The 15,796-nt window shown below is 60.0% G+C and carries 16 protein-coding genes, 1 tRNA gene and 1 rRNA gene; 11 read left to right on the plus strand and 7 right to left on the minus strand.

All coding sequences use genetic code 11. From position 1 onward, the window contains the following. The first annotated feature begins 2 nt into the window (after positions 1-2). The 3 genes from D1641_RS08450 to D1641_RS08460 all read left to right on the plus strand — a co-directional run bounded on the left by D1641_RS08450 (position 3) and on the right by D1641_RS08460 (position 911). A tRNA-Glu gene (locus tag D1641_RS08450) sits at positions 3-77 on the plus strand. 44 nt (positions 78-121) lie between these two features. Beyond that, a 5S ribosomal RNA gene (rrf, locus tag D1641_RS08455) occupies positions 122-237 on the plus strand. Between the two features lie 152 nt (positions 238-389). Then, the gene (locus D1641_RS08460) at positions 390-911 is read left to right on the plus strand and encodes a hypothetical protein (protein ID WP_160664644.1); all 522 of its coding nucleotides are present in this window, start codon (positions 390-392) and stop codon (positions 909-911) included. Between the two features lie 44 nt (positions 912-955). Here D1641_RS08460 and D1641_RS08465 read toward each other — a convergent pair whose 3' ends face one another. Next, positions 956-1,384 (minus strand): RNHCP domain-containing protein, encoded by a 429-nt coding sequence (locus tag D1641_RS08465; RefSeq protein ID WP_160664646.1) that lies wholly within the window; start codon positions 1,382-1,384, stop codon positions 956-958. A 162-nt stretch (positions 1,385-1,546) separates the two neighbouring features. Further along, positions 1,547-2,104: a GNAT family N-acetyltransferase gene (locus tag D1641_RS08470; protein ID WP_160664648.1), complete on the minus strand. Its 558-nt coding sequence runs from the start codon at positions 2,102-2,104 to the stop codon at positions 1,547-1,549. Between the two features lie 130 nt (positions 2,105-2,234). Between D1641_RS08470 and D1641_RS08475 the strand changes: the two genes are divergently transcribed. Further along, entirely contained in the window at positions 2,235-2,510 is a 276-nt protein-coding gene (locus D1641_RS08475; protein ID WP_160664650.1) for a late competence development ComFB family protein, read from the plus strand. Between the two features lie 35 nt (positions 2,511-2,545). On the opposite strand, the gene D1641_RS08480 is transcribed toward D1641_RS08475, so the two are convergent. Then, positions 2,546-3,916 (minus strand): aldehyde dehydrogenase, encoded by a 1,371-nt coding sequence (locus tag D1641_RS08480; RefSeq protein WP_160664652.1) that lies wholly within the window; start codon positions 3,914-3,916, stop codon positions 2,546-2,548. Positions 3,917-4,175: 259 nt separating this feature from the next. Between D1641_RS08480 and D1641_RS08485 the strand changes: the two genes are divergently transcribed. The 3 genes from D1641_RS08485 to D1641_RS08495 all read left to right on the plus strand — a co-directional run bounded on the left by D1641_RS08485 (position 4,176) and on the right by D1641_RS08495 (position 6,712). Next, on the plus strand, positions 4,176-4,997 hold the full coding sequence (locus D1641_RS08485; RefSeq protein ID WP_160664654.1) for a hypothetical protein: 822 nt from the start codon (positions 4,176-4,178) through the stop codon (positions 4,995-4,997). Beyond that, a complete protein-coding gene (locus tag D1641_RS08490; protein ID WP_160664656.1) occupies positions 4,991-5,293 on the plus strand; it encodes a PadR family transcriptional regulator in 303 nt (100 codons plus the stop codon). Before D1641_RS08485 ends, D1641_RS08490 begins: the two co-directional genes overlap by 7 nt. A gap of 225 nt (positions 5,294-5,518) precedes the next feature. Beyond that, a complete protein-coding gene (locus D1641_RS08495; protein WP_160664658.1) occupies positions 5,519-6,712 on the plus strand; it encodes a coenzyme F420-0:L-glutamate ligase in 1,194 nt (397 codons plus the stop codon). A 41-nt stretch (positions 6,713-6,753) separates the two neighbouring features. On the opposite strand, the gene D1641_RS08500 is transcribed toward D1641_RS08495, so the two are convergent. Together D1641_RS08500 and ppdK are read right to left on the minus strand one after the other, a co-directional pair. After that, positions 6,754-7,158, minus strand: coding sequence for a GtrA family protein (locus D1641_RS08500; RefSeq protein WP_160664660.1), 405 nt, complete (start codon positions 7,156-7,158; stop codon positions 6,754-6,756). A 72-nt stretch (positions 7,159-7,230) separates the two neighbouring features. Beyond that, positions 7,231-9,861, minus strand: a complete 2,631-nt coding sequence (gene ppdK / locus D1641_RS08505; RefSeq protein ID WP_160664662.1) for a pyruvate, phosphate dikinase — start codon at positions 9,859-9,861, stop codon at positions 7,231-7,233. 314 nt (positions 9,862-10,175) lie between these two features. On the opposite strand from ppdK, the gene D1641_RS08510 reads away from it, so the two are divergent. Continuing rightward, entirely contained in the window at positions 10,176-10,460 is a 285-nt protein-coding gene (locus D1641_RS08510) for a DUF1294 domain-containing protein (protein ID WP_160664664.1), read from the plus strand. Between the two features lie 65 nt (positions 10,461-10,525). On the opposite strand, the gene D1641_RS08515 is transcribed toward D1641_RS08510, so the two are convergent. Next, positions 10,526-11,716: a response regulator gene (locus D1641_RS08515; RefSeq protein WP_160664666.1), complete on the minus strand. Its 1,191-nt coding sequence runs from the start codon at positions 11,714-11,716 to the stop codon at positions 10,526-10,528. 14 nt (positions 11,717-11,730) lie between these two features. Further along, a complete protein-coding gene (locus tag D1641_RS08520) occupies positions 11,731-12,141 on the minus strand; it encodes an Hpt domain-containing protein (protein ID WP_160664668.1) in 411 nt (136 codons plus the stop codon). Between the two features lie 347 nt (positions 12,142-12,488). Here D1641_RS08520 and D1641_RS08525 point away from each other — a divergent pair, with 347 nt between their 5' ends. From D1641_RS08525 to D1641_RS08535, 3 genes are all read left to right on the plus strand, one after another. Then, on the plus strand, positions 12,489-13,703 hold the full coding sequence (locus tag D1641_RS08525; protein WP_160664670.1) for an argininosuccinate synthase: 1,215 nt from the start codon (positions 12,489-12,491) through the stop codon (positions 13,701-13,703). Positions 13,704-13,856: 153 nt separating this feature from the next. Continuing rightward, positions 13,857-15,242: an argininosuccinate lyase gene (gene argH, locus D1641_RS08530; RefSeq protein ID WP_160664672.1), complete on the plus strand. Its 1,386-nt coding sequence runs from the start codon at positions 13,857-13,859 to the stop codon at positions 15,240-15,242. Continuing rightward, positions 15,235-15,780, plus strand: a complete 546-nt coding sequence (locus D1641_RS08535; RefSeq protein WP_160664674.1) for a hypothetical protein — start codon at positions 15,235-15,237, stop codon at positions 15,778-15,780. Before argH ends, D1641_RS08535 begins: the two co-directional genes overlap by 8 nt. The last annotated feature ends 16 nt before the right edge of the window (positions 15,781-15,796 follow it).

Raw genomic sequence — 15,796 nt, forward strand, 5'->3', positions numbered from 1 at the left:
AAGGCCCGTTGGTCAAGCGGTTAAGACGGCGGCCTCTCACGCCGCAAACATGGGTTCGATTCCCGTACGGGTCACCAATTAAAATTTTATATCGTTTTTAGTCACTTCGGTGATTAAAATAGTAGGTGCTGATTAGGGCGAGGGTCCACCCGTTCCCATTCCGAACACGGAAGTTAAGCTCGCTTCTGCCGAAAATACTTGTCTGGAGACGGACCGGGAAGATAGGTAGTGCCTACACAAAGCGGAACAGTTGTGAGACTGTTCCGCTTTTTTCAATTAAGCTGAGAGGGGGCGGCGGAGTGTCACGCAGGGAGCTGTATCGGAGCGCAAAAGGAGCCTTTGCTTATCTGCACAGATGCCTGGGGCTCTTTTTGTTGAGCATTCCATGGATGATTCTGATAAAGCCTGTGTTCCTTCGGATTCTGCCCGTGTTTTTTGCGGTGGGCTCAGTTGTGTCGCTGTGGTCCAAGCGGGATGTGGTCCGGGACCTTCTGGAGGGCCGGACTGAGACAGTTCGAGGACAGGTTGTCCGGCGGGAACTGGGGGACTGTATAAAACATTTATGGGCGGAATATCTGTTTCTGGACACAGAGGTGGGGCCGCAAAAAATGGTGTTCTTTTCCTCTCCCTTCGGCGGGGGTATAGCGGGACTCCTGGACAGCCCGCTAAGTCTCTATTATCTGCCCCGGAGCAAAATAATCGTCCGGGTGGAAGTGCTGGAAAAGCCGGACACACCTCACCACCGCACCAAGGAGTGGTACAGGGAACGCCAGGAGACGCTGCAGAAGATGACCCCGCCTGATCTGTGCAGACTGCGTGAGCGGTACTGGCTTTGGGAGGACCTGATTTTGGATATGCCGGTCGTTTTGTTCCTTTTGTTCCTGGTGCGGGGGATCATCGGAATGATTTGAAAGCTGCAATAAAAATGTCCCGCCTATTCAGGTGGGACATTCGCTTATTCAGACAAGCTGCCCGAGCCACCCATCAGGGCTGTGAGCGTCTCGATGCGCTCCAGCGGGAAGGGGGGCAGGGTGAGGGGTTTCAGGGCGATGGACATCAGCTTCATGGGGTTGTCGTCAGCGGCGATGCGGTTGGAATCCAGCTTGCCGCACCGGCGGCAGCGGTGGATGACCGCCCACTCGCCGCCCTTGCGGACCCACACGCCGATGGGCTCCATGATACCGCCGCAGTCGGAGGCCCGGTCGCCTGGCTCCTCATCTACATGCAGGCTGCTCAGGCAGTTGGGGCAGTGGTTCCGGTGGGCGCTGCCCGCCGCCTCGGGGACAACAGGCCGACCGCATACCCTGCAGGTGAAGCTGTCGTGGCATGGATGTGTCTTGTAATAACCTTTTTTAAATGTTTTTCGCTTATTCTCCCGATTCATGGGGATTTCCTCCTAAAAGTTTTGATACTTTTGGGAGGTTGGCTTTTGGGTGCAAACCTCCCGGCTTAACCCGCAAGCTCCGAATCAAAATAGTATTTCATAGTCGTTCCTCGTTCAAAAAATTTTGTCGTGCCGGCCACAACAGAGATATGATAGCACAGATTAAAGCTTTTTGCAATAGCGCAAATCGGTGAGTACTGTGTCCGGAGTCAGCGGCACCTCCAGGCTGTGCCCGTCCCAGACAAAGCCGTGCTTCTCATAGAACCGCCGGGCGCGGTCGTTCTCCCGGAGGACGTACAGAAAACATCCGGGGTATCCCGCCGCGCGCAGACGGCGGAGGACCTCTTCCATCACCATGGAGCCGTACCCCTGCCCCCAGTGATCCGGGTGGCCGTAGAGGGAAACCAGTTCCCCCCAGGCGGCCAGGTCGGGGGAACTGAAGCTGCAAACCGTGTCCCCGGCGGACTGGTCCACCCGGGCGGGGCCATAGGTGGCGCAGCACAGGGGCTGCTCCCCGTCGTACAGCAGGAGTCCGTGGTAGACGCCCACCTCATGATTTTGACGAAAGACCGGGGTCCAGCGGCTGTCAGTGATTTCCCGGGCCATGAAGTCGGCAGGGATGCTGTCTTGGTATGCGGTCCGCCAGCCCAGGGCGTGGAGGAGGGACATATCCCGGAATTGTCTCTCATCACAGGCGTCAGCGAAGCGTATCTGTTCCATAAAAAATACCTCCATGGAATGCGGTCAGTATAATGCAGAAAAGCAAAAATTGGGATTGTAATTTTGGGAAGAAAGAAATATAATGGGAACAAGGAGTCTCGGCAGAGACAGAGAATGGAGGAAAATCAAAATGGCCCTGGAATACAGAAACCTGATGGAGGACATCGTCTTACAGAATTTGGAGACCGTGATGGCGGCGGAGGGCGGCTGCTCCTGCGACGCCTGCAAGTCGGACGTTGCCGCTTACGCCTTGAATCACCTGGGGCCCCACTATGTGGCCACCCGGCAGGGCCGGCTGATGGTGAAGCTGAAAAGCTATGAGCTCCAGTCCCGGGCCGATGTAGTAGCAGCCATTAGCGAGGCCGCTGTTATGGTGGCCAGACATCCCCGGCACGGAAGAGAGTGAAAATTGTCCCGCCTGGCAGCAGGCGGGACAATTTTTTATCCCAGAAACAGCCGCAGCAGCCTGTCCTTAATCGGGCTGTAGGGAGCGTATCGGACAGGCAGGTCCAGCAGGGTGGATTTTTGAACAACGCTCTTCCGGTGGGAGAAGGTGTCGAAGCTGTCCCGGCCGTGATAGCTGCCCATACCGCTGTTCCCCACACCGCCGAAGGGGAGACGGCTGGTGGCAAGGTGGATGACGGTGTCGTTGACGCAGCCGCCCCCGAAGGAGGCCCGGCGGAGAAAGAGCCGCTGGACCCGCAGATCCCGGGAGAACAGGTAGAGAGCCAGGGGGCGGGGACGGGCGTTGACGAAGTCCAGCGCCTCCCGGATATTCTCAAAGGGCAGGACGGGCAGGACCGGCCCGAAGATTTCCTCCCGCATCACCGGGTCGTCAGGAGAGACATTGTCCAGCACGGTGGGCTGGATTTTCAGGGTGTCCGGGTCGCCCCTGCCGCCGAAAACCACCTTCTCCGGGTCGATGAGGCCCATTACCCGGTTGAAGTGCTCCCGATTCACCATGCGGACGTACCCCCAGTTGTCCAGGGGATTGGCGCCGTACTGGAGGGCAATCTCTTTCCGCAGATGGGCGAGAAAGCGGTCCTTAACCCGGCGGTCTATCAGCAGGTAGTCAGGGGCCACGCAGGTCTGGCCGCAGTTGAGCAGCTTGCCGAAGACAATCCGTCTGGCGGCCAGGTCCAGCCTGGCGGTGGCGTCCACAACGCAGGGGCTCTTGCCCCCCAGCTCCAGGGTTACCGGGGTGAGGTGCCGGGCCGCTTTCGCCATGACCTCCTTCCCCACCTCCACCCCGCCGGTGAAGAAGATATAGTCGAACTTCTGGTCCAGGAGGGCCTGGTTCGCCTCCCTGCCCCCCTCCACTACGGCCACCAGCTCCGGGGGGAAGCAGTCCGCAAGAATGTCCCGAATCACTGCCGAGGCGGCGGGGGAGTAGGCCGAGGGCTTTACCACACAGCAGTTGCCCGCCGCGATGGCCCCAATGAGGGGCTCCATGGTGAGCAGGAAGGGGTAGTTCCAGGGGGACATGATGAGAACCACGCCGTAGGGCTCTTGAACAGTAAAGCTCCGGGCGGGAAACTGGGCCAGAGGGGTGAGGTGGTCCCGGTCGGCTATCCAGCGGGCAAGCCGCTTTTCCACGAAGGACAGCTCCGACAGGGTGAGGCCCACCTCACACATCCAGCTCTCGGTGGGGGACTTGTTCAGGTCGGCGCGCAGGGCGGCGGCGATGTCCTCCTCATGGGCGCGGATGGCCTCCCGCAGCCTTTTGAGGGCTGTCCGGCGGGCGGACAGAGGCAGAGTGGCCCCGGTTTGAAAGTGCGCTCTCTGAGCGTTTACAAGCGATTGGATGTCCATAGGCTACCTCCCTAAGGCCCCCATCTCAAGGGGGCTCCCGGCGAAGCCGGGTGGGGGTTTTTCTTGAGAAAACCCTCCGTCATTTGCTGCGCAAATGCCACCTCCCTTGCGAAGGGAGGCTTTTGTTCAGCATACCATAAAAATTCCTGTCCGTCAAAAATTTCTCTTGACAAGACCTGCAGGGCAGTATATTATAATTCTAACAGTAGTATATATTTTATAGTACTGAGATTTTTTTAGTATAAAGGAGGAAGGCGAGATGATGCGAGCAAAGAAGGCCAGGCCCCTGACTCGTGAGCAGTACTTGAAAAAATTCAGCCGGGCGGTGCGGTGGCGGCTGATGCCCCAGGAGTCGGAGGAGGCCATCTCCGACTATCGTGAGCTGATTTTTCAGGAGGAGCGGGACGAGAGCAAGCTGGTGGAGGAGCTGGGCGAGCCTGTCCAGGCGGCCCACCTGCTCACCGATGTGAAAGCATACCGCCAGTGGCTGAAAATCTTCGCTGTATTGGCCTTCGGCCTGTTCCTGCTGGCCAAGTGGGCCTGGATGGGTCATAGCAGTTTCTACTTCAGCTTTGCTGACCAGTGGTGGTATCCTGTGTGGGTGATGGCGGTGGGGCTGGCGCTGTCCCTGTACTGGTTCCGGCGGTACGGACAGAAAAATGGGCCACTGTCCAAGCGACTGGTGCTGGCTCTGGTTGTGGTGCTGGCTTTTGGCGCGGGAACAATGGCATGGAACTGGTATGTATTTGATTCGAGCTTTTTGGATAGTTATGTGGAGAGATATCCCCTCATCATCCCCTGGCAGGTCATCTTGCAGCGGGAGCTGATTATCAATGGCGGAATGATATGCGCTCTGATTGCTTTGGCTGGGCTGATATTAGCCAAGTGCTATGATCGCAGGTGGCTGGCCCTATACACGCTGGCCGTTACGGTGGCGGCAGTATGTGGCTTTATAATTTTTTTCTGTAGAAGTATAGACATAGGATATGCTGTTCGCAGTTCCGCCCAGTCCTACCTGTTTGCCCGCCTGATCCCCATCGGGGCTGCGGGCCTGATCGGAACGGGGGTGGCCCTGTGCTGAAGAAGGATTTGCTGGAGCTGTGCCTGCTCCAGCTGCTGGACGGGGGCGACAAATACGGCTATGAGGTGCTTACTCCCCTCCGTGCCGCCTTTCCGGACACCCAGGAGAGCGCCATCTACGCCCTCCTCCGGGGGCTGGGGAAGTCGGGGCTCACCTCCTGGTATATGGCCCCCGGGGGCGGCGGGCCGGACCGGAAATACTACCGGATAACCTCTGCGGGGCAGGCCCGGCTGGAGGAAATGCGGGACCAGTGGCGCAACATGCGGGACGCCATCGCCTCCTTTGGGGTGGAGTAGAAAAAAGGCCCCCTTCTCAAGGGGGCTCCCGGCGAAGCCGGGTGGGGGTTTCTTTTGAGAAAACCCTCCGTCATTTGCTGCGCAAATGCCACCTCCCTTTGCGAAGGGAGGCTTTGGGGGAGCAACAGCCCAAAATCATATTTACAACCGGCCAAAATCGTGGTATTATGTATCACTGTGGAGGATTTCCTCCGCAGATGATATGAAAACGAGGAGTGTTCCTTTATGAGCCGTATGGTCGGTACAGTATCCCGGGGCATTCGCACCCCCATCATCCGCAGCGGAGACGATCTGGTGGAGATTGTCACCGCTTCCCTGCTGGATGCCGCTGCGTCGGAGGGCTTCGCCCTCCGGGACCGGGACATCGTGGCCATGACCGAGGCCATTGTGGCCCGGGCCCAGGGCAACTACGCCTCTGTGGACGATATCGCCGCCGACGTGAAGGCCAAGCTGGGCGGCGGGACAATCGGTGTGATCTTCCCCATCCTCAGCCGCAACCGCTTTGCCATCTGCCTGCGGGGCATCGCCAAGGGCGCGAAGAAGATTGTCCTCATGCTCAGCTACCCCTCCGACGAGGTTGGCAACCACCTGGTCAGCCTGGACGCGGTGGACGCGAAGGGGGTGGACCCCTACAAGGACGTGCTCACTCTGGAGCAGTACCGGGCGCTCTTCGGCTATGAGAAGCACCCGTTTACAGGTGTGGACTACGTGGCCTACTATCAGGAGCTGATTGAGGGCTGCGGGGCGGAGGCGGAGATTATCTTCGCCAACGATCCCCGGGCCATCCTGCCCTACACCAAGGACGTGCTGTGCTGCGACATTCACACCAGAGCCCGCACCAAGCGTCTGCTCAAGGCCGCCGGCGGGGAGCGGGTCTTAGGCCTGGACGAGATCCTCAACGCCCCCGTCAACGGCAGCGGCTGCAACGAGAAGTACGGCCTGCTGGGCTCCAACAAGTCCACCGAGGAGCAGGTGAAGCTCTTCCCCCGGGACTGCCAGGGGCTGGTGGAGGCCATCCAGGGGCGGCTGCTGGAGAAGACGGGAAAGCATGTGGAGGTCATGGTCTATGGCGATGGGGCCTTCAAGGACCCGGTGGGCAAGATCTGGGAGCTGGCCGACCCGGTGGTCTCCCCCGCCTACACCGCCGGTCTGGAGGGCACCCCCAACGAGCTGAAGCTGAAGTATTTGGCTGACAACGACTTCGCCCATCTGTCCGGCGAGGCCCTGCGGGACGCCATCAAGGACCGCATCCACAAAAAGGACGGGGACCTGGTGGGCCAGATGGTGTCGGAGGGTACCACCCCCCGGCGGCTCACTGATTTGATCGGCTCCCTGTGCGACCTGACCTCCGGGTCGGGGGACAAGGGCACCCCGGTGGTCTTTATTCAGGGCTATTTCGACAACTACACCACGGAGTAAGAGGAAAATTCCCGCCGCCCATTGGGCGGCGGGAATTTTCTCTATTTGTGCTTGAATACCAGCAGTCCGGTGAGATAGTTGACCACCGTCACCATCACCTGCATCAGCAGCTTCGCGATTCGCTGATTCACGTGGAGCAGATCGACCAGCAAAAACAGACACACCGTCTCCAGTCCCAGGGAGAACAGCCGGGAGAGGACAAAGGAGAAGGCCTCCTTAACGCTCCGGCGGGAGGTGGAGCAGTACACCCATTTTCCGTTAGCGAAGTAGGCAAAGGCCACGGCGGCGACCCAGGCGATGATGTTGCTGGCGATATAGTGGATGTTGACAACGTCGGTAAAAAACAGGTAGACGGCGTAGTTGATGATGGTGGTGATAACGCCCACCACAAGGTAGGCCAGCTGTTCCCGGTAGGTGGCCGCAAGGGCTTTCATTTTTGCGATCATGGGGGACCTCCGGTGTCAGAATAGGGGCCCCGCTCCAAAGTGGAGCGGGGTCCTGAAAGCTGTAAATTTTGCTTACCGGGGATTCTCAATAGCGGCCTGAGCGGCGGCCAGCCGGGCGATGGGCACCCGGAAGGGGGAGCAGGACACGTAGTCCAGCCCGATCTTGTGGCAGAACATTACGGAGGAGGGGTCGCCGCCGTGCTCGCCGCAGATGCCCAGGTGGACATTGGGGTTGGTGGAGCGGCCCCAGCGGCAGGCGTTGGCAATCAGGCGGCCCACACCATGCTGGTCCAGACGGGCGAAGGGGTCGCTTTCATAGATCTTCTTCTCATAGTAAGCGTCTAGGAACTTGCCGGCATCGTCACGGGAGAAGCCGAACACCAGCTGGGTCAGGTCATTGGAGCCGAAGGAGAAGAAGTCGGAGTGGGGCGCGATGTCGTCGGCGCACATGGCGGCCCGGGGAATCTCGATCATGTTGCCCACCTTGTACTTCATGTCGGAGCCGGCGGCCTTGATCAGCTCGTCGGCCACGCTGGTGACAATATTCTTCACATAGGCGAACTCCTTCAGCTCACCCACCAGGGGGATCATAATCTCGGGCACCATGGTCCACTCGGGATGGCGGGCCTGAACGGCCAGAGCGGCCTTGATGACGGCACGGGTCTGCATCCGGGCGATCTCCGGGAAGGTGACGCTCAGGCGGCAGCCGCGGTGACCCATCATGGGGTTGAACTCGTGGAGACCGGCGATGATAGCCTTGATGTCGGCCACGCTCTTGCCCATGTCCTTGGCCATGGCCTCGATGTCCTCCTCCTCGGTGGGGACGAACTCGTGGAGCGGGGGGTCCAGGAAGCGGACAGTCATGGGACGGCCCTCCAGGGCCTCATACATGGCCTCGAAGTCGCCCTGCTGCATGGGCTCCAGCTTGGCCAGAGCCTTCTCGCGCTGCTCCACGGTGTCGGAGCAGATCATCTCCCGGATGGCGGGGATGCGGTCCTCCTCGAAGAACATGTGCTCGGTGCGGCACAGGCCGATGCCCTCGGCGCCGAACTTCACGGCCTGAGCGGTGTCACGGGGATTGTCGGCGTTGGTGCGCACGCCCATCTGGCGGTACTTGTCGGCCCAGGCCATGATGCGCCCGAACTCGCCGGAGATGGAGGCGTCGATGGTGGGGATGGCCTCGCCGTAGATGTTGCCGGTGGAGCCGTCCAGGCTGATCCAGTCGCCCTCGTGATAGGTGCGGCCGTCCAGTTCAAACTTCTTGTTCTCCTCGTCCATCTTGATGGCGCCGCAGCCGGACACGCAGCAGGTGCCCATGCCCCGGGCTACCACGGCGGCGTGAGAGGTCATGCCGCCCCGGACGGTGAGGATGCCTTGGGAGGCCACCATGCCCTCGATGTCCTCGGGGGAGGTCTCCAGCCGGACGAGACAGACCTTCTCGCCCCGGGCGGCCCACTCCTTGGCATCCTCAGCGGTAAAGACGATCTTGCCGCAGGCGGCGCCGGGGGAGGCGGGCAGAGCGGTGGCCACGGGGGTGGCCTTCTTCAGAGCGGCGGGGTCGAACTGGGGGTGGAGCAGGGTGTCCAGGTTGCGGGGGTCGATCATGGACACGGCCTTCTTCTCGTCAATCATGCCCTCATCCACCAGGTCGCAGGCGATTTTCAGAGCGGCGGCGGCGGTGCGCTTGCCGTTGCGGGTCTGGAGCATGTAGAGCTTGCCGTGCTCCACGGTGAACTCCATGTCCTGCATGTCCCGGTAGTGGTCCTCCAGCTTGGCGCACACGTCGGTGAACTGGGCGAAGGCCTCGGGGAACTTCTCGGCCATCTCCTGAATGGGCATGGGGGTGCGCACTCCGGCCACCACGTCCTCGCCCTGGGCGTTGGTCAGGAACTCGCCCATCAGCTTCTTTTCGCCGGTGGCGGGATTGCGGGTGAAGGCCACGCCGGTGCCGCAGTCGTCGCCCATGTTGCCGAAGGCCATGGACTGCACGTTGACGGCGGTGCCCCAGGAGCCGGGGATGTCGTTCATCCGGCGGTAGACAATGGCACGGGGGTTGTTCCAGGAGCGGAAGACGGCCTTGATGGCGCCCATGAGCTGCTCCTTGGGATCGGAGGGGAAGTCAGCACCAATCTTCTCCTTGTACTCGGCCTTGAACTGGCTGGCCAGCTCCTTCAGGTCGTTGGCGTCCAGCTCCACGTCCTGGGTGACGCCCTTCTTCTCCTTCATGGCGTCGATGAGCTGCTCGAAGTACTTCTTGCCAACCTCCATGACCACGTCGGAGTACATCTGAATGAAGCGCCGGTAGCAGTCCCAGGCCCAGCGGGGGTTGTTGGACTGCTTGGCGATGACGTCCACCACCTGCTCGTTCAAACCCAGGTTCAGGATGGTGTCCATCATGCCGGGCATGGAGGCCCGGGCGCCGGAGCGGACGGAGACCAGCAGGGGGTTCTCCAGATCGCCGAACTTCTTGCCAGTAATCTGCTCCAGCTTGTCAATATAGTTCATAATCTCGGCCTGGATCTCGTTGTTGATCTGCTCACCGTCCTCATAGTACTGGGTACAGGCCTCAGTGGTGATGGTGAAGCCCTGGGGGACGGGCATGCCGATGTTGGTCATTTCAGCCAGGTTGGCGCCCTTGCCGCCCAGCAGGTCGCGCATGTTGGCGTTTCCTTCGGAGAAGAGGTACAAAAATTTCTTGGCCATTGGAATCATTCCTTTCAAGTCGTATATACGGCGCTCCGCCCTCCAGCTTTGGCAGGACCGCCGTTTGCTGCACGGCACCCGGAAGGTGGGAGAAATAGTAATATACTCCGTCGTTTCTGGAATACCGTGCATCATATTATACAGATGATGGAAGGGTAATGCAAGGTTATTTAAAAATTTTCCCATAGAAATTCCGCTTTAAAATTTGTTGAAAAAAGCGGTTGAATGAGGTATTCTTATAATAGGACAGAATTTTTATTTAGAAGCTGGGCGCTGAGGATATTGGTACAGCTTCTTGGTCAGGAGGGAGACGAATGGCGGGGGAGCTGTGGCAGCTGCTGGGGCTGTATCTGCTTGTGGTCAACCTGGCGGCCTTCGCGCTGATGGGGGCCGACAAGAGCCGGGCCCGCCGGGGCGCTTGGCGGGTTCCGGAGAGAACGCTGTTCCTGCCCGCCCTGCTGGGCGGGGCGCTGGGGGGCACCCTGGGGATGCGGGTCTTTCATCACAAGACAAGGCACTGGTATTTTCGCTGGGGCTTTCCCCTGCTGTTGGCGCTCCAGCTGGCAGTGCTGGGATGGCTCCAGCTGCGGGGGACATAAAAGAGCCGGCCGGTATCCTCAGGATACCGGCCGGCTTTGCGTTTGATGATATTTGATGAGAGGGATCAGCTCCGTTTCCGCCTGCTGTAAAAGAGACTGTTCTTGCCGGCGGACTTGTCGGGCTGGTCTTTGGGGTCCTGGCGGACGGTGAGAGCCTCACGGACCTGCATCTTCTTCTCCACGTCCTCCACCCGCTTCTGGAGGTGCATGGTGCGGAACACGTTCTCCAGGGGCTTCCGGGAGGCGTCCACCGCCTTGAGCATGTTGGGGGACAGGGTGCGGCCCACCCGGAGGGAGAGGGCCCGGTAGACCATCTTGAACACGTCGGGCTCGTTCTCATATCGGTCGGCCAGATCGCTGCACACCATGGCGGTGTGCACCAGCTGGGCGGACAGGGGGATCTCGTCCCGGGCCAGGCCGGAGGGGAAGCTGGTGCCGTCGTAGTTCTTGTGGTGGTATGTGGCCACCTCGGAGCAGTAGGTCATCAGGGGCTCCCACTCGTCGGGGCCGCCCTTGAAGAACTCGCCGCCCAGCTTGGTGTGCAGGAAGAACTGAGTTCGGCCCGGCTCAGGCTGGTCGGGGCCGGCCCACACAATCTCATCAGGCAGGCCCAGCTGGCCGACCTCCGCGAAGCCGGCGGCCATGCTGATGAGCTTGGCGTCGTAGGGCAGCAGGCCGGACTCGGGGAAGAGCTCGCTGTAGGCGTTGGACAGGGCGCTGGTGATGATGCGCAGCCGCTGGATATAGCTGGGGAAGGCGGTGTCGTGGTTCTGACAGAAGCTGAGGAATTTTTTCTGCCACCGCTGGGTGAGCAGCTCCGCCTGTTGGAGAGAAATCTTTCCGGGAGGCGTATCGGCGTCCTGCTCCTCCTCTGTGCCCCAGTGCTGCTCGATGATGGCCTTGATGCGGGTTTGGGTGGCGATCGGAGCCAGGGGCTTGACCAGGAAGTCCACAGCGCCCATCTCCACACCGCGGTAGACCCATTGGGGCTCCGGCTCGGCGGTAAGGAGAATCACGGGAATTTTGGAGCAGCCCTCCAGCTTATGGATGCGCTCCAGAACGGAGAAGCCGCTGGGACCTCGCTGCAGACAGATGTCCAGCACTACAACAGCGAGGTCCATGACGTTTTTGCGCACCTGATCCAGCCCCTCATAGGCGGTGGCGGCGCGGAGGACACGGTAATCTTTTTTGAAGATCTCGTTAAAAATCGCACGATCCAGCTCGGAATCGTCGATAATCAGCAGGGAATTGCGCATGTTCTATGCCCCCCTTACTCTGTTTTTTCGCCTTCTTCGGCGGCATGTTCGATCTCCTCGATCTCGCTCAGAGCGGAAGCAAACTTTTCACCGGAGGCCTCAATCTCGTCCAGCAGACCCTCCAGCTTGGTGATATTGCGGAATTGGCTGGCCCTGAACTCGGTCAGGCCGGCCTGGGCGGCGTCGGCGATCTCGGTGATTCCCAGATTGATGGCAAATCCCTTCAGGTTATGGAGGTGAAAATGGAAGGAGTCGGCGTCCTGCTGGGCCAGGGCTCCCCGGATGGTGGCCAGATTCAGCTCCTCAGGCAGCCGCTTGATAAATTCCAGGTACAGGTTGTTGTTCCCCATAAGCCGGTCCACCGCGTTGTCCACATCCACATCGTTGTCCCGCAGGACATTCAGGCAACTCTGCATCTCATCCATGATAAGTCGTTCCTTTCCTTGTGATTTTTACGCTCCGGCCGCCTCTCCGGGCGGCTGTCAGCGAAGCGCCGCTATTATAGCATAATTTTTTGGACTTTGCTATAGGCAGACGGATTTTTCCTGAGAAAAATCCCAGCGGGCTGTTTGGGGCGCAGATTATGAATAAATAACCGTTTTATACAGTATAATATTCGTTTTTGGTGAAAATATACGGAAAAATTCGGCACAAAGATGTATAGTCATGCAAAAAAATCCTTGCAATCCGGGCCAAACCGTGATAGACTGTCTCCACAATCAGGGCAAAGGCGGAAAAAAGCGCCTTCTGCCGCAATTTGGAGGAAAAAATTATGGCGAATGTGAAAAAGGTCGTGCTGGCGTATTCCGGCGGTTTGGATACATCCATTATCATCCCCTGGCTGAAGGAGAACTACAACAACCCAGAGATTATCGCCGTCTCCGCCGACGTGGGCCAGGGTAGCGAGCTGGACGGCCTGGAGGAGAAGGCCATCAAAACCGGCGCTTCCAAGCTCTATATCGAGGACCTCACCGACGAGATGGTGGACGAGGTGATTATCCCCTCCATGATGATGGGGGCCAAGTATGAGGACTACCTTCTGGGCACCGCCTTCGCCCGGCCCGTTATTGCCAAGCGGCTGGTGGAGATCGCCAAGAAGGAGGGGGCTGACGCCATTTGTCACGGCTGCACCGGCAAGGGCAACGATCAGGTCCGGTTCGAGCTGGCCATCAAGCGCTTTGCTCCCGAGATGAAGATCATTGCCCCCTGGCGGGAGTGGTCCATCAAGGGCCGGGACGAGGAGATCGACTACGCCGAGGCCCACAACGTCCCCCTGAAGATTTCCCGGGAAACCAACTACTCCAAGGACAAGAACCTGTGGCACCTGAGCCACGAGGGGCTGGACCTGGAGGACCCGGCCAGCGAGCCCCAGTATGACAAGCCCGGCTTTTTGGAGATGGGCGTCTCCCCCGCCATGGCCCCCGACGAGGCGGCCTATGTCACCCTGGACTTTGAGAAGGGCTGGCCGGTGGCCGTGGACGGAGAGAAGATGAAGGCCAGCGACATTATCCGCAGGCTCAACGACTTGGGCGGCAAGAACGGCATTGGCCTGCTGGACATCGTGGAGAACCGGCTGGTGGGCATGAAGGACCGGGGCGTGTACGAGACTCCCGGCGGCACCATCCTCTACCGGGCCCACGAGGTGCTGGAGATGATTACCCTGGACAAGGACACCAAGCACATGAAGAGCAAGCTGGCGGTGGACTTCGCCGACCTGGTCTACAACGGCAAGTGGTTCACCCCCCTGCGGGAGGCGCTCACCGCCTTCGCCCTGGATACCCAGAAGTATGTCACCGGCACGGTGAAGCTGAAGCTCTACAAGGGCAACATCATCACCTCCTCCGTCACCTCTCCCTGCACCCTGTACTCCGAGAACCTGGTGACCTTCGAGGAGAGCGACTACGATCAGAAGGACTCCCAGGGCTTCATCAACCTGTGGGGCCTGCCCGACAAGGTCCAGGCGCTGCGGGAGCAGGGGAAGCTGTAAAGGACGCACAAAAGGCCCCCTTCGCAAAGGGGGTTGTCAGCGAAGCTGACTGGGGGTTTCTCTGATACGAAAACCCTCCACCACCGCTTCACGGTGGTCCCCCTCCCTTAAAAAGGGAGGCTTAGAACGCAGAAACGAAAAGGGGAACAAATTATGAAGCTATGGGCCGGACGGTTCCAGAAGGAGACCGACACCCTTGTCAACGATTTTAACTCCTCCATCGACTTTGACGCCCGGCTGTACAGCCAGGACATTGCCGGGTCCATCGCCCACGCCCAGATGCTGGGCAAGTGCGGCATCATCGAGGAGCAGGAGGCCGAGACCATTATAGACGGCCTGAAGGCCATCCTGGGCGACATCCAGGCCGGCGGCGTGGAGTTTACCCTGGACAACGAGGATATCCACATGAACATCGAGGCCGAGCTCACCCGGCGGGTGGGGGAGGCCGGCAAGCGGCTGCACACCGCCCGGTCCCGGAATGACCAGGTGGCGGTGGACACCCGGCTGTATGTGAAGCAGGAGATCCCCGCCATAATTTCCCGGGTGCTGGAGCTGGAGAAGGTGCTGGTCAAAAAGGCCAGGGCCAACCTGGACACCGTCATGCCCGGCTACACCCACCTCCAGCGGGCTCAGCCCACCACCTTCGGCCATTATATGATGGCCTACGCCAACATGTTCAGGCGGGACATCACCCGGCTGGAGGACTGCCTGGAGCGGCTGGACGAGTGCCCCCTGGGGGCCGGCGCCCTGGCCGCCTCCACCTACCCGGTGGACCGTTTTGAGACGGCGAAGGCCCTGGGCTTCAAAAAGCCCACCGACAACTCCATGGACTCGGTGGCCGACCGGGACTACGCCATTGAACTGCTGTCCGCCCTGTCCATCCTGATGATGCATCTTTCCCGGTTCTCTGAGGAGATCATCCTGTGGTGCTCCTGGGAGTTTCAATATGTGGAGCTGGACGACGCCTACTCCACCGGCTCCTCCATCATGCCCCAGAAGAAGAACCCCGACGTGGCCGAGCTGGTCCGGGGCAAGACGGGCCGGGTGTACGGCAGCCTGATGACCCTGCTCACCGTGATGAAGGCCCTCCCCCTGGCCTATAATAAGGACATGCAGGAGGACAAGGAGGCCATCTTCGACGCCATCGACACCGTGGAGCTGTGCCTGCCCGTCTTTGCCGCCATGGTGGACACCCTCACCGTCCGGCCTAAGAATATGGCCAGGGCGGCGGCGGGCGGCTTCATCAACGCCACCGACTGCGCCGACTATCTGGTGAAGAAGGGCCTGCCCTTCCGGGAGGCCTATATGATTGTGGGCCGGCTGGTCAACCAGTGCATCAAGACCGGCGACACCCTGGACACCCTCACCCTCCGGGACTTCCGGGCCATCTCCAAGCTGTTCGACGCCGACGTGTACGACGCCCTGGCTTTGAAGACCTGCGTCAACGGCCGGAAGGTCTATGGCGGTCCGGCCAGAGAGTCGGTAGAGAAGCAGATTTCCCTGATTGAGGAGTTCGTGGGGGCCCGGAAGGATGTTTAAGTTGGAAGATGGGACCAAAATCCTGGACGCGGACCAATTTGTCCTTCCTACAGGGGAATTTGACCGGATACAGTTTGTGGCCGTCCGCTTTGTGAAGGACAGAGCACCGGAGAGCTGGAAGGAGTTTGAGGAGGAGGACGGCAACTGGGCTGCCCTCTCCCCCGAGACCAGGCGGAAGATGACGGAAGAGCTGGAGACCGCCATTGTGGGCGGGAAAGTCCGGGATATCACCCTCAACTTTGACCCCTGGGGCGAGGACTACTTCCTGAGCGCCGAGTTTGGCAGCGGCTGGGCGGCCATTCTTTACAACGCCATTGACCAGTGCGCTGCAGCCCCCTGTGACCCGGACCGCCCCGACGGCCTGGAGGACGCCACGGTGGACATCGGCGGGCAGACCCCGGTGCCGAAGATGTGCGGGGTGGAGGGACTGGAAAAAGCGGCCCGGATTGTGCTGTATATGCTGGAGACGGGCAGGCTTTCGCCGGAGACAAAATGGGCGGTCAATCTGGAGGGCGATTTGCCCTGGCTGTTTTGGTAGCCCGGGAAGCAGGTGA

The sequence above is a fragment of the Colidextribacter sp. OB.20 genome, assembly GCF_009911595.1.
Classification (GTDB): domain Bacteria; phylum Bacillota; class Clostridia; order Oscillospirales; family Oscillospiraceae; genus Lawsonibacter.